25 protein-coding genes are annotated in these 21,235 nt (G+C 37.7%); 19 read left to right on the top strand and 6 right to left on the bottom strand.

Annotated elements, in window-relative coordinates; genetic code table 11:
• Positions 1-59 precede the first annotated feature (59 nt).
• On the top strand, positions 60-950 hold the full coding sequence (locus IGL42_RS06835; RefSeq protein ID WP_002357425.1) for a phosphate ABC transporter substrate-binding protein PstS family protein: 891 nt from the start codon (positions 60-62) through the stop codon (positions 948-950).
• Positions 951-991: 41 nt separating this feature from the next.
• Here IGL42_RS06835 and pnpS read toward each other — a convergent pair whose 3' ends face one another.
• Together pnpS and IGL42_RS06825 are read right to left on the bottom strand one after the other, a co-directional pair.
• Positions 992-2,767, bottom strand: coding sequence for a two-component system histidine kinase PnpS (gene pnpS, locus IGL42_RS06830; protein ID WP_002390658.1), 1,776 nt, complete (start codon positions 2,765-2,767; stop codon positions 992-994).
• A complete protein-coding gene (locus tag IGL42_RS06825; RefSeq protein WP_002360193.1) occupies positions 2,764-3,474 on the bottom strand; it encodes a response regulator transcription factor in 711 nt (236 codons plus the stop codon). The genes pnpS and IGL42_RS06825 overlap by 4 nt, the downstream gene beginning before the upstream one ends.
• Before the next feature lie 162 nt (positions 3,475-3,636).
• Here IGL42_RS06825 and IGL42_RS06820 point away from each other — a divergent pair, with 162 nt between their 5' ends.
• From IGL42_RS06820 to ffh, 3 genes are all read left to right on the top strand, one after another.
• Positions 3,637-4,101, top strand: coding sequence for a DUF523 domain-containing protein (locus tag IGL42_RS06820; RefSeq protein ID WP_002364031.1), 465 nt, complete (start codon positions 3,637-3,639; stop codon positions 4,099-4,101).
• Positions 4,102-4,184: 83 nt separating this feature from the next.
• Positions 4,185-4,523 (top strand): putative DNA-binding protein, encoded by a 339-nt coding sequence (locus IGL42_RS06815; protein WP_002357429.1) that lies wholly within the window; start codon positions 4,185-4,187, stop codon positions 4,521-4,523.
• A 4-nt stretch (positions 4,524-4,527) separates the two neighbouring features.
• Positions 4,528-5,946, top strand: coding sequence for a signal recognition particle protein (gene ffh, locus IGL42_RS06810; RefSeq protein ID WP_002360194.1), 1,419 nt, complete (start codon positions 4,528-4,530; stop codon positions 5,944-5,946).
• Between the two features lie 74 nt (positions 5,947-6,020).
• Here the strand turns inward: ffh and IGL42_RS06805 are convergent, their stop codons facing one another.
• Positions 6,021-6,776: a MerR family transcriptional regulator gene (locus tag IGL42_RS06805; protein WP_002377293.1), complete on the bottom strand. Its 756-nt coding sequence runs from the start codon at positions 6,774-6,776 to the stop codon at positions 6,021-6,023.
• A 117-nt stretch (positions 6,777-6,893) separates the two neighbouring features.
• Positions 6,894-7,448, bottom strand: coding sequence for an NADPH-dependent FMN reductase (locus IGL42_RS06800; protein ID WP_002357432.1), 555 nt, complete (start codon positions 7,446-7,448; stop codon positions 6,894-6,896).
• Positions 7,449-7,589: 141 nt separating this feature from the next.
• Between IGL42_RS06800 and IGL42_RS06795 the strand changes: the two genes are divergently transcribed.
• The 9 genes from IGL42_RS06795 (at position 7,590) to IGL42_RS06755 (ending at position 15,170) form a co-directional block, all read left to right on the top strand.
• Positions 7,590-8,393 carry a GNAT family N-acetyltransferase gene (locus IGL42_RS06795; RefSeq protein ID WP_010710303.1) on the top strand — a complete coding sequence of 268 codons (804 nt, stop codon included), beginning with the start codon at positions 7,590-7,592 and terminating at the stop codon, positions 8,391-8,393.
• Between the two features lie 146 nt (positions 8,394-8,539).
• Positions 8,540-8,815 carry a 30S ribosomal protein S16 gene (gene rpsP / locus IGL42_RS06790; protein ID WP_002357434.1) on the top strand — a complete coding sequence of 92 codons (276 nt, stop codon included), beginning with the start codon at positions 8,540-8,542 and terminating at the stop codon, positions 8,813-8,815.
• An 11-nt stretch (positions 8,816-8,826) separates the two neighbouring features.
• Positions 8,827-9,072, top strand: coding sequence for a KH domain-containing protein (locus IGL42_RS06785; RefSeq protein ID WP_002357435.1), 246 nt, complete (start codon positions 8,827-8,829; stop codon positions 9,070-9,072).
• Positions 9,073-9,192: 120 nt separating this feature from the next.
• Positions 9,193-9,759, top strand: a complete 567-nt coding sequence (locus tag IGL42_RS06780) for a hypothetical protein (RefSeq protein WP_002357436.1) — start codon at positions 9,193-9,195, stop codon at positions 9,757-9,759.
• Between the two features lie 214 nt (positions 9,760-9,973).
• The gene (gene rnz, locus IGL42_RS06775; RefSeq protein ID WP_002361891.1) at positions 9,974-10,915 is read left to right on the top strand and encodes a ribonuclease Z; all 942 of its coding nucleotides are present in this window, start codon (positions 9,974-9,976) and stop codon (positions 10,913-10,915) included.
• On the top strand, positions 10,916-11,704 hold the full coding sequence (locus tag IGL42_RS06770) for an SDR family NAD(P)-dependent oxidoreductase (protein ID WP_002364028.1): 789 nt from the start codon (positions 10,916-10,918) through the stop codon (positions 11,702-11,704).
• 16 nt (positions 11,705-11,720) lie between these two features.
• Positions 11,721-12,188 carry a LapA family protein gene (locus IGL42_RS06765; protein ID WP_002357439.1) on the top strand — a complete coding sequence of 156 codons (468 nt, stop codon included), beginning with the start codon at positions 11,721-11,723 and terminating at the stop codon, positions 12,186-12,188.
• A gap of 154 nt (positions 12,189-12,342) precedes the next feature.
• A complete protein-coding gene (recJ, locus tag IGL42_RS06760) occupies positions 12,343-14,655 on the top strand; it encodes a single-stranded-DNA-specific exonuclease RecJ (RefSeq protein WP_010710304.1) in 2,313 nt (770 codons plus the stop codon).
• A gap of 2 nt (positions 14,656-14,657) precedes the next feature.
• Positions 14,658-15,170, top strand: a complete 513-nt coding sequence (locus IGL42_RS06755) for an adenine phosphoribosyltransferase (RefSeq protein ID WP_002357441.1) — start codon at positions 14,658-14,660, stop codon at positions 15,168-15,170.
• A gap of 106 nt (positions 15,171-15,276) precedes the next feature.
• Here IGL42_RS06755 and IGL42_RS06750 read toward each other — a convergent pair whose 3' ends face one another.
• Both IGL42_RS06750 and trhA read right to left on the bottom strand, forming a co-directional pair.
• Positions 15,277-15,474: a hypothetical protein gene (locus tag IGL42_RS06750; protein WP_002360203.1), complete on the bottom strand. Its 198-nt coding sequence runs from the start codon at positions 15,472-15,474 to the stop codon at positions 15,277-15,279.
• Positions 15,475-15,667: 193 nt separating this feature from the next.
• Positions 15,668-16,321: a PAQR family membrane homeostasis protein TrhA gene (trhA, locus tag IGL42_RS06745; protein WP_002357443.1), complete on the bottom strand. Its 654-nt coding sequence runs from the start codon at positions 16,319-16,321 to the stop codon at positions 15,668-15,670.
• 131 nt (positions 16,322-16,452) lie between these two features.
• Between trhA and IGL42_RS06740 the strand changes: the two genes are divergently transcribed.
• The 6 genes from IGL42_RS06740 (at position 16,453) to IGL42_RS06715 (ending at position 21,230) form a co-directional block, all read left to right on the top strand.
• On the top strand, positions 16,453-17,295 hold the full coding sequence (locus IGL42_RS06740) for a DegV family protein (RefSeq protein ID WP_010710305.1): 843 nt from the start codon (positions 16,453-16,455) through the stop codon (positions 17,293-17,295).
• A 103-nt stretch (positions 17,296-17,398) separates the two neighbouring features.
• Positions 17,399-18,298, top strand: a complete 900-nt coding sequence (locus tag IGL42_RS06735; RefSeq protein ID WP_002365717.1) for an SGNH/GDSL hydrolase family protein — start codon at positions 17,399-17,401, stop codon at positions 18,296-18,298.
• A complete protein-coding gene (locus IGL42_RS06730) occupies positions 18,291-18,944 on the top strand; it encodes a YpmS family protein (protein ID WP_002357446.1) in 654 nt (217 codons plus the stop codon). The genes IGL42_RS06735 and IGL42_RS06730 overlap by 8 nt, the downstream gene beginning before the upstream one ends.
• A 16-nt stretch (positions 18,945-18,960) precedes the next feature.
• A complete protein-coding gene (gene msrA / locus IGL42_RS06725) occupies positions 18,961-19,476 on the top strand; it encodes a peptide-methionine (S)-S-oxide reductase MsrA (protein WP_002357448.1) in 516 nt (171 codons plus the stop codon).
• Positions 19,477-19,481: 5 nt separating this feature from the next.
• Entirely contained in the window at positions 19,482-19,700 is a 219-nt protein-coding gene (locus IGL42_RS06720) for a YozE family protein (RefSeq protein ID WP_002357449.1), read from the top strand.
• Positions 19,701-19,787: 87 nt separating this feature from the next.
• The gene (locus tag IGL42_RS06715; protein ID WP_002365715.1) at positions 19,788-21,230 is read left to right on the top strand and encodes a S41 family peptidase; all 1,443 of its coding nucleotides are present in this window, start codon (positions 19,788-19,790) and stop codon (positions 21,228-21,230) included.
• Positions 21,231-21,235: the final 5 nt, after the last annotated feature.

The raw sequence follows: 21,235 nt of genomic DNA, 5'->3' as shown, positions 1-21,235 counted from the left end.
CAGAATTAACAGAGTCTTGGTAGACTAAACTTGTAACTAATTGAAAAGGAAGTGCAAAGATGAAAAAACGTGTAATTGCAGCAACTATGCTGAGTCTAGGGTTATTATTAACTGGGTGCGGAGCTCAAGGAGGCACAACTGAAAAATCCAGCGAAGCGGATAGTAACAAACCAGTTAAAATTGTCGCTGTTGGTTCCACCGCTTTACAACCGTTAGTAGATGCTGCGAAAGATCAATTTACACAAGAACATCCTAATTATACAGTTTCTGTCCAAGGTGGCGGCAGCGGAACAGGACTTTCGCAAGTTGCAGATGGCGCAGTGACCATTGGAAATTCCGATGTGTTTGCCGAAGAGAAAGATGGCGTGGATGCCTCTAAATTAGTCGATCATCGGGTGGCCGTGGTCGGTATGGGACCAGTGGTCAACAAAGAAGTCGGCGTGAAGAATTTAACGAAGCAACAATTGATTGATGTCTTTACTGGCAAAGTCAAAAACTGGAAAGAAGTGGGCGGCAAAGATCAAGAAATCGTCGTAATAAACCGCGCAAACGGAAGTGGCACCCGAGCAACATTTGAAAAATGGGGCTTAGATGGAGCTAAACCAGTTCAATCACAAGAACAAGATTCTTCGGGAACAGTTCGTAAAATTGTTGAACAAACACCAGGAGCAATCAGCTATTTAGCTTTTTCTTATATGGATGATTCTACCGTTGCCTTAAGCATTGATGGTGTTGAACCAAAAGAAGAACACGTGAAAGACAATTCATGGAAAATCTGGTCTTATGAACATATGTATACAAAAGGGGAGCCTAATAAAGAAGTAAAAGCCTTCTTAGACTATATGGTCACCGATGATGTTCAAAAAACAATTGTCAAAGACTTAGGTTATTTAGCCATCACAGACATGCAAGTAGAACGTGATGTAAATGGAAAAGTAACTGAAAAATAAACAAAAAAACTCAGCCAATAAACAGGATTGGCTGAGTTTTTTTAGGCTTCTTTTTTTGTTAAAGGCAAGGTGATTGTAAAAGTGGTCCCTAAGCCTAAGTGACTATCAATGGCGATTTTACCGCCTAATAATTCTGTGTAATTTTGGACAATAGCTAGACCTAGACCGGTGCCACCAGAATGACGGCTACGTGCTTTATCGACACGATAGAACCGTTCAAAGATCCGTTCTTGGTCTTTTTGACTAATGCCAATGCCAGTATCTTGAACAGATAAACGTAATTGCTGATTTTCAATAGCATAAGAAATAGTAATCTGACCATTTTCTTGGGAATACTGAATGGCATTTTCAATTAGATTCTTCACGATTGGATAAAACAATTCGTATTTGGTGAAAAACTGGCTCTCTGGCAGACCATGAACGACTGTTTTCAGCTGTTTTGCTGCCAATTGTTGCTGATAAGAACCGAGAATTTCTGTAATAAATTTTTCTAAAGTAATTTCTTGTTCTGCATAAGGAATTGTCGCGCTGCCCCGAGAAAGTTCTAAAATTTCTTGAATTAATTGTTGCAGACGCTGGGCATCTTTTTGCATGATGTGCAAAAATTGATTAAGGACTTCCGGATCTTCTTTGGCGCCGTCTATGAGTGTCTCGGTAAAGCCCAAAAGAGAAGTGACAGGCGTTTTTAATTCATGAGACACGTTTGATACAAAATCTTTTTGCATTTTTTCTAGTTGGCGAACGCGCGTTAAATCATAGGCAATTCCTAACACTTGATAATCATTGGCACTTTGATCATCCAAGTAACGAAGAGAAAGATCTAAGCGTAAAGGTGTTGGTCCCTGTGTCACAGTGATTTCTTGATGTAAGCTGTTTTTTTCAGCGACGACTTGATGGATTAAATGAATCAAATCGGCGTCTTGAATCACTTCAAGATAATTGCTTTGCATATTTTTAGCAGAGAGTCCTAACATTTCCTGCATTTTAGGGTTCAACAGACGAAGCCGTCCTTGCGTATCAATGATAAAGACACCAATCATCAACTCATCTAAAAGTTCGTGAAATTGCTCATCCGCAGACGTATACGCTTTATACGTTTGACTTACTTGTTGACTCAGTAAGTTAATAGTTTCGTAAAGTTCATTCCATTCAGAAGATTGCTGGATAATGGATCGATTTTCATCTGGATGTTTAAGCATTCGTTTCAGAATCGGTAAGACAGTCACTAGCGGTTGATTTTTTTGCCGTAACAATAAAAAGATAAACAAGGTAATTAGTAGGAACAAGATGCCAAATGTAAAGATAATATAGCGACGAAAAGATTGGATATTTTTAGAAAATAGCGCGGTTTGTTCCGAAATCCGAATAATACCAACGATTTCTCCTGATTTTAAAACAGGCGTGGCAACGTACAGAAGTTCTTTATTTAACGTTTTACTCTTTCGTAAAGCTGAACCATAGGTAGCTCCTGATAGAACCGCAGCGATTTCAGGTCGTTTTTTGTGCGACTCTAGCGGTTCATTTTGGCTGCTGTCAAAAAAGACGGTACCATTTTTTTGCAACAAAGTTACCCGTTCTTCTGCATCATCTAACGCATGGGTGACAAGGAGTTGTTGTTGGTTTGTCAGTTGCCCTTTTTCGAAAACGGAAGGGGGCAACTGGTCTGTTAAAAGGGTATTTTTTCTTCTTAAATAGGTTTCTTGCTGAGCAACCATTTCTTTTTGAAAGAAAAAATTGGTCGCTGCAATACTCCCGACAAATAATAAAAGCATGACTGCCGCAACTAAAAAATATTCAATCCGCAGTCTCTTTTTCATCGTTTTGGCTCCTGAAAACGGTAGCCAAAGCCACGGACAGTTACTAAGTAAACGGGCCGTTTGGGATCGGGCTCGATTTTATCACGTAAATGACTAATGTGGACATCGACGATGCGACTTTGTCCAGCGAAGTCATATTGCCAAATTCGTTCCAACAAGGTTTCCCGATTAATGACCCGATCTTTGCGTTTCATAAAGTAAACGAGTAATTCAAATTCTTTCGGTGTTAGTTCAATGGGCTGATTGCGCACAAAGACCTCATAATTTTGTTCATCCACACGAATCTCGCCAATCACAAGCGGAGCTTTAGGTGTGTCCTCTTGAAGCGGTTCGGTCGTGGTAGGTTTTAAACGACGAAAAATAGCTTTCATGCGTGCTAGGACTTCTCTGGGACTAAAAGGTTTTGTTAAATAATCATCTGCCCCAATTTCTAAGCCGATGATTTTATCTACTTGTTCATCTTTGGCAGTTAAAATCAAAATAGGCGTGTCAATTTTTTCTCGACGAAGTGCTTTGGTAATTTCTAAGCCATCCATACCAGGAAGCATTACATCTAAAATTATAAAATCATATTGATTAGACAAAGCTAATTCGAAGCCGTTTTTACCATCTTCGGAAGTAGTCACCTGATAGCCTTCTTTTTCCAAATTAAAGGTTAACAAAGTTAAAATCGATGGTTCATCATCGACGACAAGAACTTTTTTCATTTACATAACTCCTTCAAGAAATTTCTGAAAATAAGTGTATATTTCACTATTGTTAGTTTAACATATTTTTAGAGGAAGAACGTACTTTAAAGTAAGCGAGAATGCTACTTTTGAGAAAAGTCAACTCATGGTATAATAGAGAAATGAAATGAGGAGAAGCGAATGATTGGTATTAGTAGTTGCTTAGGTGGGATTTGTTGCCGTTACGATGGAAAATCTCAAGAACAAGAAGCGTTAAAACAACTTGTAACTAATGGAAAAGCAATAATGATTTGTCCCGAAGTTTTAGGAGAGTTGCCCATTCCACGTCCGCCAGCAGAAATCATTGGCGGGGACGGCTTTGATGTTTGGGCGAATACTGCTTATGTATATACGGATAATGGGGAAGATGTCACTGAGGCGTTTAAAGCAGGGGCACAGCGCGCGTATCAAAAATTAAAAGCCCAACAAATTACAACCTTGATTTTGAAAGAAAAAAGTCCCAGCTGTGGCAGCCAGCTGATTTATGATGGACAATTTTCTGGCATTAAAAAAGCTGGAGTTGGAGTCGCAACTGCTTATTTTATTCAACAAGGAATGACCGTTTATTCTGAAGAAACATGGCAACTTGCGGACATTTCTTTTTAAAAGGTAAAAACTTAGTAAAAAAAGATTGACTATTCCCTATGAAATCGGTAACCTATAAGGGATTGAAGATGGGAGCACGGCTCATGGAAATGGAAAAAACAAACCGCATGAATGCGTTATTTGAATTTTATTCGACATTATTAACGGAAAAGCAGATGAATTATATGGAGCTTTACTATGCTGATGACTTTTCTTTAGGAGAAATTGCGGAAGAATATGAGGTTAGTCGCCAAGCGGTTTATGATAACATTAAACGAACCGAAAAAATTTTAGAAGAATACGAAAAAAAGTTACATCTTTATTCAAACTATGTTGTACGGAAAGAATATCTTGAACAACTACAGCAGTATGTTCAAGAAACTTATCCCAAAGATAGTGAAATCAAAAAATATATTGAACAAATTCAAGAAATAGAGGAATGAAACTATGGCTTTTGAGAGTTTAACAAACCGCCTACAACAGGCAATGAGTAAAATCCGTCGTAAGGGAAAAGTTTCCGAAGCCGACGTAAAAGAAATGATGCGAGAAATCCGTTTGGCTTTATTAGAAGCCGACGTTAATTTACAAGTGGTCAAAGATTTCACAAAACGTGTCAGAGAACGGGCAGTAGGAGTCGAAGTATTAGAAAGCTTATCACCAGCCCAACAAATTGTAAAAATTGTTGATGAAGAATTAACGAAAACGTTAGGTTCAGAAACGGTTGAACTGAATAAATCTCCAAAAATCCCGACAGTGATTATGATGACAGGGTTACAAGGGGCTGGTAAAACAACTTTTACTGGTAAATTAGCTAAACACTTAATGAAAACTGAAAACGCTCGTCCGCTTTTAATCGCTGGTGACGTTTATCGTCCAGCAGCGATTGATCAGTTGAAGGTTTTAGGTCAACAATTAGAAGTTCCCGTTTTTGATATGGGAACCGATGCTAATCCAGTGGAAATTGTTCGTCAAGGGTTAGCGTTAGCAAAAGAAAAGAAAAATGATTATGTCTTAATTGATACGGCCGGCCGTTTACACATTGACGAAGCTTTAATGGACGAATTGAAACAAATTAAAGAGTTGGCTAATCCCAATGAAATTCTGTTAGTTGTTGATGCGATGACGGGGCAAGATGCTGTCAACGTTGCAGATAGTTTTAATGAACAGCTTGGAATTACTGGGGTTGTTATTACCAAAATGGACGGCGATACTCGTGGGGGGGCTGCGCTGTCAATTCGGGCAGTAACGGGCGCTCCGATTAAATTTGTCGGTTCTGGTGAAAAATTAACCGATTTAGAAATTTTCCATCCCGATCGTATGTCGAGTCGTATCCTAGGTATGGGGGACATGTTGACGCTAATTGAAAAAGCGCAACAAGATTACGATGAGAAAAAAGCAGAAGAACTTGCTCAAAAAATGAAAGAAAACAGTTTTGACTTTAACGATTTCATTGAGCAATTGGATCAAGTTATGGGCATGGGACCGATTGAAGACTTATTAAAAATGATCCCTGGAATGAGTAACATGCCTGGTATTGAAAATGTCAAAGTCGATCCAAAAGATGTGGCACGGAAACGGGCGATGGTCTTATCAATGACCCCTGCAGAACGTGAAAATCCTGATCTATTAAATCCTAGTCGCCGCCGCAGAATTGCAGCTGGTTCAGGAAATAGTGTGGTTGAAGTCAATCGTATGATTAAACAATTTAAAGAATCCAAAAAAATGATGCAACAAATGTCAAAAGGGGATATGAACATTCCTGGTATGGATCAAATGCTAGGTGGCGGCGTTAAAGGCAAGCTAGGTAAAATGGCCATGAATCGTATGATGAAGAAAAACAAAAAGAAGAAAAAGAAAAAAAGATAAACAGGCTTTAGTTAATTATTGGAAGAAACAGAAAGTGCGCCATCAGTCGAAGAGACTAATGGCGCACTTTCTGTTTAAGCGTAGTTTTGGATAATTGCGTTTAACGCTTCGGCAAAACCAGCACCGTGTTGTTCATAATATGACGTAAATCGTTCATCGCCAACATACATAAGGCCTAACCCTTTGTGTGCTTCTGGCGAATAGCTTGACCAAGAGTACATTAACCAATCTTTGTGTAATTGGAAAATTTCTTGCGCAAGTTGGCTAGTCAACTTGGGTGATTTTTGATACATGGCTAACTTAGAAAATAAATCTTTTTCCACGTTCTGCATTGCTTGCATGTCTTTTTCCGTCAAGTTTAAATATTTTTTGTTGGCTTGTTCAATCGTTTCGTTGCCATATTTTTCCCGAATCTCTTTACCATATTTTTCTTCGTTTTCTTGAACTCGTTGTTGTTTGAATGCTTCGAATTTTTGCTGATCTGACATGTTTATCTCTCCTTTGTAATGGTGTAAGGTTTGTTGAACAGAGGCTAAAAGACGATCAATTTCATTGCGCTTTTCCAATAGCTTTTGTTGATGCTCGTATAAAGCCTGTTCAACATTAAAGTCAGGTTGCTCCAAAATTTCTTTAATTTCATCTAGTTTCAGATCCAATTCACGGTAAAAAAGAATTTGTTGCAAACGATTCACCTCGGCTTGCCCGTAAATTCGATAACCAGAAGAATTAATTCTGGCTGGTTGAAGAAGACCAATTTCATCATAATATCGTAACGTCCGTGCACTGACGCCAGATAGTGAAGCCATTTTTTTAATTGTATATTCCATCATTCATTCCTCCTGACAAAATCTATCATAAACCTTTACGTAACGAGAGGGTCAAGCAAAAAAATAAAAAAAGTGAGACAACCTGTAAAAAGTTGCCTCACTTTTTCTCGATTGATTCAATTAGGCAGTTAAGCGATTAAAGAAATCCACGTAAGCATCTACAATTGATTGTAAGAAACCAACAGTGCCATCAATAATTTTACCATCTTCACCAATTAAGTTCGTAATACCGCCAATATAGGCTTCAGGTTGTTGTAAAGTTGGAACATTTAAGAAGACTAATGATTGTCTTAAATGATGGTTCGCACCAAATCCGCTAATTGCACCTGGTGAAACACTCACCACAAGTCCTGGTTTTTTATCCCAAACGCTTTCGCCATACGGACGTGAACCGACATCCAATGCATTTTTTAAAACAGCTGGTACTGAACGGTTATATTCTGGTGTTACAAACATTACGCCATCTACTTGTTTAACTTCTTCACGGAATGTTGTCCAAGCTTCGGTGGGGGTTCCTTCATCATCCAAATCTTGATTGTATAATTCTAAATCACCAATGTTAATAAAAACAGGTTCGAAATCAGCTGGAAATAAGTCCGCCATTGTTTTTGCTACCAATTTGTTAAATGAATCTTTTCTTAAACTCCCTACAAAAATACCAATTTTTTTTGTCATGTAAATCCCTCCATTTTTCTTTTACTTACTTTATGATAGTACTTTTCCAAAAAAAGCGCAAACGTTTTATCCTTGTACATTGTTGAACTTCGTAACTTCACGTATAATAGCTAGTAAAAGGATGAGTAAAGGAGCAACTGCTTGAATAAAAAAATAAATTGGCGCCGACAGTTAACACCGTTGGAGAAACAAACATTGACTGAATTAAAAAACAAGGAAATGATTAAACAAGGAACTTTTTATAAATTGGAACAAACATTTCCTGAGGAATCAGCTTATACTTATTATGGTTTATACAGGAAGGAACAAACCATTCAAGCATATATCGTAGGGTATTGTTTTGATGGGGAAACCTTGGAAGCGACGATTGTTGCGCCAAATGTAGGACCATTTTTTGAAGAACTTGTTCAAGAACTCGAAAAGCAAGCAGCTTTGTGGGGAATGAAAGAAGTCTTTCTCGTGATGGACGACAAGCAATCTGTTGGCCTGAATTATTTTAATAGACAAGGGATTCTGCCAGCTTTTTCAGAACAGTATCTGGTTTTTCAAAGAGAAACTTACTCACAGGCGTTGGCGAAGCTGACACTTCTCCGACCACAAGTGGCTGATTTGGATTCCTTGGCTAGGTTACTCGAAGGTACGCCTTTGCCGGAGGACCTTCAACGAACACTTATTTATAAAGAAAACAATCAACTTTTAGCCACGCTACGTTTGGATCATTTTGAAAACGAATGGGGGATTTATGGCTTTGTTGTGACAAAAACGCAACGAGGTCGCGGTCTTGGCCGTCAAGTGTTACAGTCTGCGCTCCGAATGATTTTAGAAAATTCAGCTTCAGCGACTATTTTTTTAGAAGTTGAAACAGAAAATCAAGCAGCGCTTCATCTCTATCAAACAGAAGGCTTTCAAGTGAGAAACCAGTACAACTATTATCAAATTTTGTAAAAATTCTTCATTATTTCGTTTGTTTTCCTGCAAATTGGCTAAAAAAATTGAAAAAAAGTAAAGGTGTCAAGAAAAAACTCTTTACAGGTTGTTGTTAATCTGTTAAACTAACTCTTGTGATTAAGTTAATGGAGGTGTATTTAATAATGGCAGTTAAAATTCGTTTAAAACGTATGGGTTCTAAAAAGAGTCCTTTTTACCGTATTGTAGTAGCTGATTCTCGTTCTCCTCGTGATGGACGTTTCATCGAAACTGTAGGTACTTACAACCCTTTGAAAGACCCTGCAGAAGTAGTTTTAAAAGAAGATTTAGTTTTAGATTGGTTATCTAAAGGTGCGCAACCTTCTGATACAGTTCGTAACATCCTTTCAAAAGAAGGCGTTATGAAAAAACATCATGAAGCTAAAAACGTTAAGAAATAAGGTGATTGAATATGGCAGATGTGAAAGAGTTAATTTTAACTATTGTCCGTCCGTTAGTCAGTCAACCTGAAGCAGTCTCATTAGAAATTGAGGAATCAACTGATTTCCTCGAGTATAATTTGACTGTGGCCAAAGAAGATATTGGACGTATCATTGGTAAACAAGGGCGTGTTGCAAAAGCAATTCGGACAATTGTTTATAGTGTACGTATCGATGGTCCGAAAAAGGTCCGCTTAAATATTCTTGATGGTAAATAAGCATTAACAAGGAGGTAGCCTAGCTATCTTCTTTTTTTATACATAACCAAAAAGTTTTCATTGCTAGAGACAGGCCTTTCTTGCTAAAATAGATGTATCCAGAATAAAGGAGCGATTTGTATGGCAAAACGAATTATCATTATGAACTTTGATATTGAAAGTAAATCGTACCAAGCATTTTCCGAAATAAAAAAGATGCAGGCAGAAAGACAGCTTAAAGGTGAGCAAATGGCGGTTGTTACGCATGTTAATGATGGCCAGCATCAATTTAAAATCAATGATTTTATCGATTTTACAGGCAACAATCATACATCAAAAGATAGCATGATTGGGATGCTAGTAGGCATATTAGGTGGTCCTCTGGGCATTCTTTTTGGCTGGTTTGCTGGAAGTATGTATGGTGCAAGCAAAGACGCCAAAGAAATTCAAGAAGCACAAACGGTTTTTGAACATGTGATTCAAAAGATTGATGAAGGACAAACGGGATTATTATTAATTGCAGAAGAAGAAGACAACCGTCCGCTCAACCAATTGGTTATGTTTGACTTAGGTGGCGAAATCACGCGGCTTGATTTAGAGGAAGTCCAACAAGAAATTAACGATGCGAACGAAGTTGCAAATGAAGCGAAACAATCGTGGCAAGCAAAAAAAGAACAACATAAAGAAGCGACATCGAAAGAAGAATAAGGAGCAAAGACTGTTTTCTGAATAAAGGGAAACAGTCTTTTAAAATACTAAGAAATCACGGTTTTTTATGGTAGTTTGCTAATTTTTTGTTATTTTATCGTAAAATACGGTAAACTAAGAAGAAAACTTTGAGAAAATAGATAAATTATTATTTGCTAAAGGAGCAAACTTCTTCTAAAATAAAAAGGAAGTTTAAAAGAAAGTATGGTAGCAGATGGAAATACAATTTTTAGGAACAGGCGCTGGTGTACCAGCAAAACATCGCAATGTCACAGGAATTGCGTTGAAATTATTAGATGAACGAAATGCAGTTTGGCTCTTCGATTGTGGTGAAGGGACTCAATTGCAAATTTTAAAAAGTAGTATTCGCCCAAGAAAAATTGAAAAGATTTTTATTACACATTTACATGGGGATCATATTTTTGGTTTACCTGGTTTGTTAAGTAGTCGTTCTTTTCAGGGCGGGACAGAACCTTTAGAAATCTATGGACCAGTTGGGGTTGCTGACTTTGTCAAGACTTCTTTACGGGTCTCGCAATCGCGGTTGTCCTATCCACTGAAATTTATTGAATTAACAAAAGAAAATGACGTTATTTTTAAAGATAAACAATTCACTGTTCGCTGTAATATCTTGGACCATGGCATCACGAGCTTTGGCTATCGAATTGAGGAAGCAGCGCATGAAGGAGAATTACAAGTAGAGAAACTTCAAGCTTTAGGGATTCCTTCTGGGCCGTTGTATGGCAAACTCAAACGTGGTGAAACGATTGTTTTTGATGGACAGGAAATTAATGGACAAGCGTTTGTGGGAGAGCGTAAACCTGGACGAATCGTGACGATTTTAGGAGACACTCGCAAAACTAAAAATAGCGTAACCTTAGCACGACGAGCGGATGTTTTAGTCCATGAAAGTACGTTTAATAAACACGAAGCAAAAATGGCAAAAGCCTACTTCCACTCAACCAGTCAACAAGCAGCTGAAGTTGCAAAAGAAGCGCAAGTAAAACAACTTATCTTAACGCATATTAGTGCCCGTTATTTAACCAAAGAGGCCTATCAGCTTCAAGAAGAAGCCCAAGAAATTTTCCCCAATACAAAAATCGTAAAAGATATGGATATCATTGAGATTCCATTTGCCAATGAAGGAGGAGCTTAGATGGATTTAACAAATAAAGTCGTTGTCGTAACTGGAGGTTCAGCTGGTTTAGGTGAACAAATTTGTTATGAAGCAGCTAAACAAGGGGCAGTCGTCGTTGTCTGCGCCCGCAGAATTAATTTGATTGGTAAAGTTCGCGAGCAGTGTGCCGCTTTAAGCGGACGAGAAGCATTTTCTTATCAATTAGATATTGCCGATCCAGAAAGTGTTGAACGTGTGGTTGAAGCTATTTCAGCAGAAGTTGGTCCTATAGATGTTTTAGTCAACAATGCTGGTTTTGGCTTGTTTGAAAATTTTGTTGAAATTGACTTGGCTGTTGCACGCCAAATGTTTGATGTCAACGTTTTAGGAATGATGACGTTTACTCAAAAAGTAGCTATTAAAATGATTGAAGCTGGGCAAGGACATATTATCAACGTTGCTTCAATGGCTGGGAAGATGGCTACAGCTAAATCAACCGTTTATTCTGCAACGAAATTTGCTGTGTTAGGTTTTTCAAATGCTTTACGTTTAGAATTGAAACCGTTGGGTGTAGCAGTAACGACTGTCAATCCAGGACCAATCCAAACAGAATTCTTTGATAAAGCGGACCCGACAGGCACTTATCTAGCTGCGGTGGATAAAATTGTTTTAGACCCTACGAAATTAGCGAAAGAAGTGGTTGGGAGTATGGGGACTTCTCGACGTGAGATTAATCGTCCGTTTGTCATGGAAGCGGCTGCCCGCTTTTATACATTGTTTCCACATTTAGGAGATTTCATAGCGGGAAATATTTTAAATAAAAAATAAAGGAGTCGATCAAGTCATGAAAAATCAATGGCGTGTTATTTTGGGCCTTGTGTTGGTCTTAATTGTTGTTATTTTTGCTGTTTTAAATAATCAAGCTGTTCCAGTAAACTTTGGTTTTACTAAAATTAGTGGACCGTTAATCTTAATTATTTTAGGTTCTGCAATTATTGGCGCACTAGTTGGATTACTAACCTCCACAACCACCATTTGGAACCAACGTAAGGAATTAAAAGCTGTACAAAAAGAGTTGGATATTTATAAAAATGATATGGATAAATTAGTCAAAGAAGAAACGGAAAAAGTTCAACGTTCTTTTGATAATCAATTGGCTGATTTGCAAGCCAAACAAGCGGCAGCACCACAAGTCGCAGAACCAGTGGTCAACGAACAAACATCAAACACAGAAGTAGACGCAACGCCTGTGTCAGGTAGTCGTATTGATCGTTATGTGAAACCTCGTGTGAATGAAGAGGAACAAAAATAAGGAAGAGACTTTATCGCTAAGTTTCTTTTAAAATAAAACTGTGATATCTGCTATTTATCTAACAGATATCACAGTTTTTTTCTCAGATTTAAAAAAATGCTTTCTTTAGTTTTTGGAAAAATTTTGCTATAATTACTTGGTTAGGAGTGACGTCGTGAAAAAATCAAACTATCAATGGCAGTTACAGACAAAGACAGAATTACCTGTAGAATTTATAGAACAATTAAAAAAAGAAGAAATTAATCCATTAATTGGCCAACTTTTATGGCACCGCAATATCCGGACAGAAGAAGCATTACGTAAGTTTCTACATCCGACTATCGAAGATATTTATGATCCGTTCTTAATGCATGATATGGAGAAAGCGGTAGCCCGCATCCAGCAAGCCGTCGAAGCGGGTGAACAAATCCTTGTCTATGGGGATTATGATGCAGATGGCATCACTAGTACCACGGTTATGAAAGAAGCAATCGAATTAGTCGGTGGCATGGTTCAGTACTTTCTACCGAATCGTTTTGTTCATGGATATGGACCTAATAAAGACGTATTTGCTGAACAAATTGAACAAGGAGTCCAATTAATTGTAACCGTTGATAATGGTGTAGCCGGACATGAAGCAATTAACTACGCTATGGCACAAGGAGTAGATGTAATCGTTACTGACCATCATGAATTGCCTGAACAATTACCAGGAGCCTATGCGATTGTCCACCCTAGACATCCGCAAGGAGACTATCCTTTTGGAGATTTAGCTGGTGTCGGCGTGGCTTTCAAAGTCGCTACTGCGTTACTTGGTGAATTGCCAATTGAGTTATTAGATTTGGTAGCAATTGGGACAATTGCTGACTTGGTTTCATTAACCGATGAAAATAGAACGTTTGTCAAAATGGGCCTTCAAATGATTCAAACTGGTGATCGAATTGGCTTAGACGTTTTACTACAAGAAGCGGGTGTGAAAAAGGAAGCTGTTTCAGAAGAATCAATTGGCTTTACCATCGGACCTCGTTTAAATGCGTTAGGTCGATTAGGGGAAGCCGCACCAGGTGTTGAATTAATGACTACATTTGATGAAGAACAAGCGCTGGAAATCGCTAAATATATCGATCAACAAAACAATGAACGAAAAGACATTGTAACGACGATTGCCAAAGAAGCCCTGGATTTAATCGACCCGAATGCGCCGGTCCATATTTTAGCGAAACAAGGCTGGCATGAAGGCGTCTTAGGGATTGTCGCGGGCCGCATTATGCAAGAAACGGGGAAACCAACCATTATTTTAGCAATAGATGAATCTGGTACGACCGCTAAAGGCTCTGGACGTAGCATTAGCGCATTGAATCTCTATGAGGCGTTGAACGAAGTGCGTGAGCAATTCACTCATTTTGGTGGGCATCATATGGCAGCGGGAATGACTTTACCTGTTGAAAATATTCCTTTTGTTCAAGAACATTTGGCACACTTTATTGAAAAAAATCAAATTGATATGGCTAATGGACAAGAGTTGCTCATTAGTGAGAGCTTAGCGGTTTCGCAGGCAACGACTACTTTTATTGATCAATTGCGTATTTTGGCGCCTTTTGGGACTGATAATACTGTGCCAACTTTTGTATTTAAGGAAATCACGCCTACGCAAATTCGGCAAATTGGTGCAGATAATGCACATCTGAAATTTCAAATGAATCAAGAAGGGGCACAATTGGATGCAATTGCTTTTCAAATGGGGCCTCAAGCGGATGAACTAGCACAAGGAACCGCCGATGTGGCAGGCCAACTTTCCATCAATGAATGGAATGGTCGTAAGAAACCACAATTAATGGTGACTGATTTTGCTGTATCGGGAAGACAATTATTTGATTTTCGTGGCAAAAATAATCAAACGAAACCAATTCCTTCAGAAGCAACAGCTTATCTTTTGTTTGATGAAAAAAATCAAAAATTCATTTCAGATCCAACCGCTAATATTATTGTTTGGTCAAACCAAGAAGAATTGGTGGAAGCTGTTTCTCAAAATCAAATCGAACAACTGGTTTTTGTCGACTGTCCTGTGGAAGCAATCACGGTTAAAGAAATTGTTGAAGCAACTGAGATACAACGTATATACATGATGTTTATTTCACCAGAAGAAGCTTATTTAAACGGTATGGCTTCACGTGAACAATTTGCAACATTGTATAAATTTATTTTGCAGCAAAAAGAAGTAAATCTACGTTCCCAGCTATCGAAGGTGGCAAATTACTTAAATATCCAAGAAAAATTATTAATTTTCATGATACAGGTGTTTTTTGACTTAGGATTTGTTACAATAGAAAGCGGTGTTTTAAACAGTATTGAGAAACCCGACAATCGACCATTGACTGAAAGTCAAGTGTACCAACAACGATTGAAAAAAATAAAAACAGAAGAATTTCTACTTTACAGTGATTGTCAAACAATACAACAATGGCTGTGGAATGAGGAGGACAAATAAAAATGGATTTAAGAGATTACATTGCAAGCATTCCAGATTATCCTGAGAAAGGGATCGTGTTCCGTGACATTTCTCCATTAATGGCTAATGGGGATGCCTATCGTGAAGCAACGAAACAAATCGTGGATTACGCGAAAGAAAAAAGAATTGATATGGTTGTAGGACCGGAAGCTCGTGGCTTTATTGTCGGCTGTCCAGTGGCTTATGAACTAGGGGTTGGCTTTGCTCCGGTTCGTAAAAAAGGAAAACTTCCTCGTGAAACCATCGAAGTGACTTATGACTTAGAATATGGTTCAGATACATTAACGTTGCACAAAGATGCCATCACACCAGGTCAACGTGTGTTGATTTGTGATGACTTGTTAGCAACTGGTGGTACAATTAAAGCAACCATCGAATTAGTCGAACAATTAGGTGGTATTGTGGTTGGTTGTGCGTTCCTAATTGAATTAATGGATTTACATGGCCGTGATAAAATTGATGGCTACGATATTGTTACCTTAATGGAATACTAATCTAATTTAATTAGAAAGAGCGAAGGAATTTAATCCTTCGCTCTTTCTTTGACATATTTATAAAAACGGAGCGTAGCTTGGGGGGAACACACCGTTTTATTATTTATTAAGGGAACTTACGATAAACGTATCTTGCTTGCTGTTGTTTACGTGTACGTGTATAACGCTTCTCATCCCATGACATAAACCAAAGAATAAATAACGGCGTCACGATCATAAAAGCAAGACGTAATCCTAATGTTCCCAAAAAAATACCTATAACCAATACAAAAAATAAAAATCCAACACGACGAATTGCTTCCATGTGTATCACCTCTTCATTTGATTCGAACGAGTGTTCGTATTGTTATTATACGAATGTATGTTCGTTTTGTAAAGTCTTTTCTACTAATTTATGTTAAAATAATTCGAAAAGAAGAATATTCCTTTATAATAAAGAGATTTAGGGCAATAAAAGAACACGATGCTTTGAGCATCGTGTTCTTATTGTGCTGTGATTACGTATAAAAGAGAACAGAAAAATACATGAGGATCGCTGCAAGCATGACGAACAAGTGCCAAACTACATGCATAAACCGCACATTTTTCAATGAATAGAAGGCTGCACCTAATGTGTAAGACACACCCCCTGCGACCAATAACGCTGTTCCTGTAAACCCAAGAGATTCATATAACGGACGAGCAGCGATGATACAGAGCCAACCTAAAACAATATAAATAATCGTTGAAATGTTTTTCACTGTTTCTTGTTTATGCAACGTGAGGGATTTATAGACAATACCGACGATGGCGATTAACCAGACTAAACTAAATAAGGTCCAACCTAACCAACCGCCAATACTAATTAAGCAAAACGGCGTATAGCTGCCAGCAATCAATAAGAAAATAGAACTATGATCGAATACCTGAAAGACCTTTTTGGCTCTTGTAAAAATTAAACTATGAAATAACGTTGAAGATAAAAAAAGTAGAATCAACATGGAGCCATAAATAGCATAAGATACCACGTGAATTGGTGAGCCTAAACGAGCTCCTTTAACAAGTAAAATGACTAAACCAGCAATACTTAAACCTGCGCCTATGCCATGTGTAACTGCATTTAAGACTTCGTTCACGATTAGGTATTTTTTTGAGAAATGCGTTTTTTCCAATAAATTCACTTCCTTTATTTTAATTTGATGAAAAATTCGGCAGTGTCTGTTATACTATAACTAGATAATTAACCGTTTAATGGTATTCTACCATGAAAACAGGTTCCTTTTAAAGAAAGAGTGATAAATTTATGACAAACGTTAAAATCGTAACGGATTCTTCATGTACGATGGAAAAAAGTCTTAGAGATGAATTAAATATCCATATGATGCCTTTATCAATTATGGTTGATGGCGTTGTTTATCCAGATGATGATCATTTGCCAGGCGAAAAATTTATGGACATGATGGCTAATGCGAAGGCCTTACCCAAAACGAGTCAACCACCAATTGGTGAATTTGTAGAATTATATGATCGCTTAGGTGAAAATGGCAGTGAAGTAATTTCGATTCACATGACAAAAGGCTTAAGTGGAACGGTTGAAGCGGCCCGTCAAGCTAGCAACTTATCATCAAGTAAAGTAACGGTGATTGATAGCGATTTTACAGACCAAGGTTTGTCTTTCCAAGTCATTCAAGCAGCAAAATTGGCACAAGCGGGAGCGGGTGTTCCAGAAATTTTAGCTGAAATTGAACGCGTCAAACAAAATACTAAATTATACATTGGCATTTCAACATTGGATAATTTGGTTAAAGGTGGACGAATCAGCCGTACAACAGGATTATTATCAAACATTTTTAATATGAAAGTTGTCATGGACTTTGAAAATACGGAATTGATTCCTGTAGCGAAAGGCCGCGGCGTTAAAACGTTTAATAAATGGTTTGACGAATTGAAATCAGAATTAAGTAAGATTCCAAATGTTCGACAAATTGGCATTTCTCATGCGGATGGGCTAGAACTAGCAAATGGATTCAAAGAAGGATTACAAGCAATCTTTAAAGACATGGATATTCCCGTATTACATACGAATCCAGTCATTGCAACACATACAGGAAAAAATGCCTTTGCTATTATGTACTATACAGACTAAGAAATAACGAGGTTGGGTCTCACTCTTAAATGAGTAGACGCAACCTCTTTCTAACAAGAAAAGGAAAATTTCTTGTTGGTTTATTTAAAAGGAAGTGACGAAGATGAAAAAACAAACACAGCATATTTTGCTGACCGTCTTAACACCTATCCTCATTGCGCTAGGTGTTTTTACATTGTTAAGTGTGGCCATCCCCAAAGCAAAGCCACTATTAAAGCAAGAGAAAGTGGCCACAACTGCTCAAAAAAATCAAAAAGAAGTCATTCATTATACAGCAATCGGTGATTCTTTAACTGAAGGAATTGGCGATTTGACGAATAGTGGAGGTTTTGTTCCTATTGTGGCAGATGATTTAAAAGAACACTACAACTTGAACGGTGTTCAAACAGACAATTTTGGGAAAAATGGGGATCGTAGTGATCAAATTTTAAAACGAATCAAAGAAAAACCTGAAATTCAAAAAGGCCTTGCCTCTGCGGACGTGATTACGCTAACGGTTGGCGGAAATGACTTAATGAAAGTAATTAGTAGTAATATTTTCGACTTGAAAGTCAGCTCGTTCAATCGTCCACAAAAAGCCTATCAACGCCGAGTAAGACGACTACTTGAAGAAATCCGAGAGTACAACGAGAAGGCCCCTATTTATGTCTTAGGAATTTACAATCCCTTCTACTTAAACTTTTCCGAAATTACAGAAATGCAAGAAATCGTTGATAACTGGAATCAAGCAACCGAAGAAATGGTTCAAGAGCAAAAACGAGCCTATTTCATTCCTATCAATGATTTACTCTATAAAGGTCGTGGCGATGAAGTTGGCGTAACTGGTGGTGACTCAGAAACTACAGGAAGTAGTGCTAGCAAAGAGGATTTAAACAATTTGTTATATGAAGAAGATCGCTTCCATCCGAATAATCTTGGCTACCAAATTATGGCTGGAGCTGTCCGGGATGAAATGGTCAAGACAGAGAAAGAATGGATAACCAAATCAGAAGGTAGTGAATAAAATGAATGAAGAAAAGCCAAAAACAAGTAAATCAATTAAAAAGACACAACCAACCAATCTTAAACGAAATCCCTGGAAAATCGCTTTTCTTGTTCTAGTGGGTTTAGTCATTGGTAGTGTAGCTTTCGTGACATTTCGAGCAACACAAGTTCGCGAACCAGATTTAAAGAAAATACCAGCAATTGTTGAAAAAGAAGGCGAGCCAGTCGTCACCATTCAGTCAAAAAAACAACAAGTGAACAAACTGATTGACTTTTATTTAGCCGACTTTCAAAAAGGCTCGGAGATTAAATATAAATTTTATTTAGAAAATGATGCTTTATTAAATGGAACATTTCAGGTGTTAGGGCATGACATTCCTTTTTACTTATATTTTGATCCTTACGTGATGGCGAATGGTAATGTACAATTAAAAGCAAAAAGTTTATCTATAGGAACGTTAGGCTTGCCAATTAAAGAAGTATTGAAATTTGCTAAACGTTCTTACAAACTACCTAAATGGGTTGAAATCAATCCAGATGATCAAACTGTTTTATTACGTTTAGATCAGTTTAGAATGCAAAATGGTCTATTTGTTCGAGCAGAAAAGATTAATTTAGTTGACGATGACATTCGGATGAATATATACTTGCCAAAAGAGAAATAAAAAAGGAGTGTTAGAGATGGAAGAAAAAGCAATTTTTGCAGGCGGCTGTTTCTGGTGTATGGTGCAGCCTTTTGATACACAACCAGGGATTATCTCAGTTGTTTCGGGTTATACAGGTGGGCACGTGCCTAATCCAACATATGAACAGGTTCTAACACACACAACAGGCCATACGGAAGCAGTAGAAATCACTTTTGATCCAGCGATTATTTCTTACGAACAATTAGTGGATATTTATTGGCAACAAACAGATCCTACTGATGCTTTCGGTCAGTTTCAAGACCGCGGCGATAATTATCGGCCAGTTATTTTTTATCGTTCCCAAGAACAAAAAGAAATTGCTGAGAAAAGTAAAGAACGTCTAGCTAATAGTGGCCGTTTTACAGAACCAATTGTTACCACCATCGAACCAGCAGCACCATTTTATCCTGCTGAAGAATACCATCAAGACTTTTATAAAAAAGACGCTTTGCGTTATGGATTGTCCCATCAACGTAGAAGTGAATTTATTGAAGAAAAATGGAGTGATTAATTTACATGAGACGAAGCTTTTACCATTACTTAATGACATTAAAAGGTCCGGCTAAAGATCCTGAAACTGATTTTGCCAATGAAGCGGCCAAAGATATTCAGTTTCCAAAACAAACCGAGGATTATCATGAACTTTCTTCTTATTTAGAAATGAATGCTGACTATTTAAGCAACATGGACATCTTTGATGAGTTATGGGAAAAGTACCTTGAAAACAATAAATAAATCCAGAGGAAAAGCAAACAAAGCTTTTCCTCTTTTTTCATTCATGTTATAGTAAACAAAAGTAGTGACGAATTTGTTAGAAATGAGATGAAATCTATGAAGAACAAACGAACTGTTCCTTTTTATCAATATATTATTTCGCTCCTCTGTGTCGCATTTTTAGCTGGAGGAAGTAGTTATATTTATTTTGATCATCGTGTTAAAAAGATGAGTCAAGAAGGGGCAATTACCAATGCTGATTTAAGCAAAGTGCAGGATTTATATAATGAAATTAGTACCAATTATGTAGGTGAAGTAGATAAAAATGAATTAGTTGAAGGCGCCTTAAAAGGCATGTCTGAAGCCATTGGAGACCCATACTCAACTTATCTAAATGAATCTGCTGCCAATGATTTAAACGAAAGCTTATCTGGTGATTTTGAAGGAATTGGTGCCACTATGACAATGAAAGATGGCGAACCAGTTGTAGCAGAGGCCCCTGTAGCAGATTCCCCAGCTGAAAAAGCGGGAATCAAAGAAGGCGATATTATTGAAAAAGTTGATGGTACAGCTACAAAAGGGATGAAACTAGCAGAAGTCGTCTCAAAAGTCCGAGGAAAAAAAGGAACTTCCGTTGAATTGACTATCCAAAGAGAGGGAGAAACTAAAAATATCTCAATCAAACGTGGGAAAATTCCCGTTAAAACAGTGACTGGTGAGTTAGACAAAAATGATGCACAAATTGGCTCGATTAAAATTACGTCCTTTGGTAAAAAAACATATCAAGAATTGAAAGAAACAATCACGAATTTACGTGCCAAAGGAGCTAAATCCTTTGTAATTGATGTACGCCAAAATCCTGGTGGACTGCTAGATCAAGCAGAGCGAATGGCCAGTATGTTTTTAAAAAATGGCGAAACAATTGTTCAATTTGAAGACAAAAAAGGACGTACGATGAAAGAAGTTGCTTCCAAAGAATTAGACGACGGCTTTAAAGTAAAAGAACCTGTTGCAGTTATCATTGATGGCAATAGTGCCAGTGCATCCGAAATTTTTGCTGCAGCACTGCATGAATCTGCGAATGTCCCATTAATTGGAACGAAAACATTTGGCAAAGGAACGGTCCAAACGGTGAAGGATTTAAATGACCAAACCGAAATAAAATTGACTGTTTTAAAATGGTTAACACCAAAAGGCGAATGGATCAACGAAAAAGGAATTGAACCAACCATCAAAGCTGATTACCCAGAGTATGCCTATTTAAAATTGATTCCTCGCGATAAAACGCTAAAAGAAGGAGATCAATCTGAAGATATTCAGAACTTAAATGCTATTTTAGCTGTATTAGCGTATCCTGTTGATGAAAACAATGCAAACTACACCGCAGAAACAAAAGCAGCGGTTAGCGATCTTCAACAGAAAAATGGCTTGCCTGTAACTGGAGAAATCGACAATGAAACAGCCACAAAAATTGAAGCCACTTTAGGTAAATTAATTCTTGAAAATGACGCTGCCTACGATACAGCAGTCAAAGAAATTCAAAAAAACTAGAAAAA

Source organism: Enterococcus sp. DIV0712, from assembly GCF_050554855.1.
In the GTDB taxonomy this organism is placed as follows: Bacteria; Bacillota; Bacilli; order Lactobacillales; family Enterococcaceae; genus Enterococcus; species Enterococcus faecalis.
This window is presented reverse-complemented; position numbering and strand designations above follow the sequence as displayed.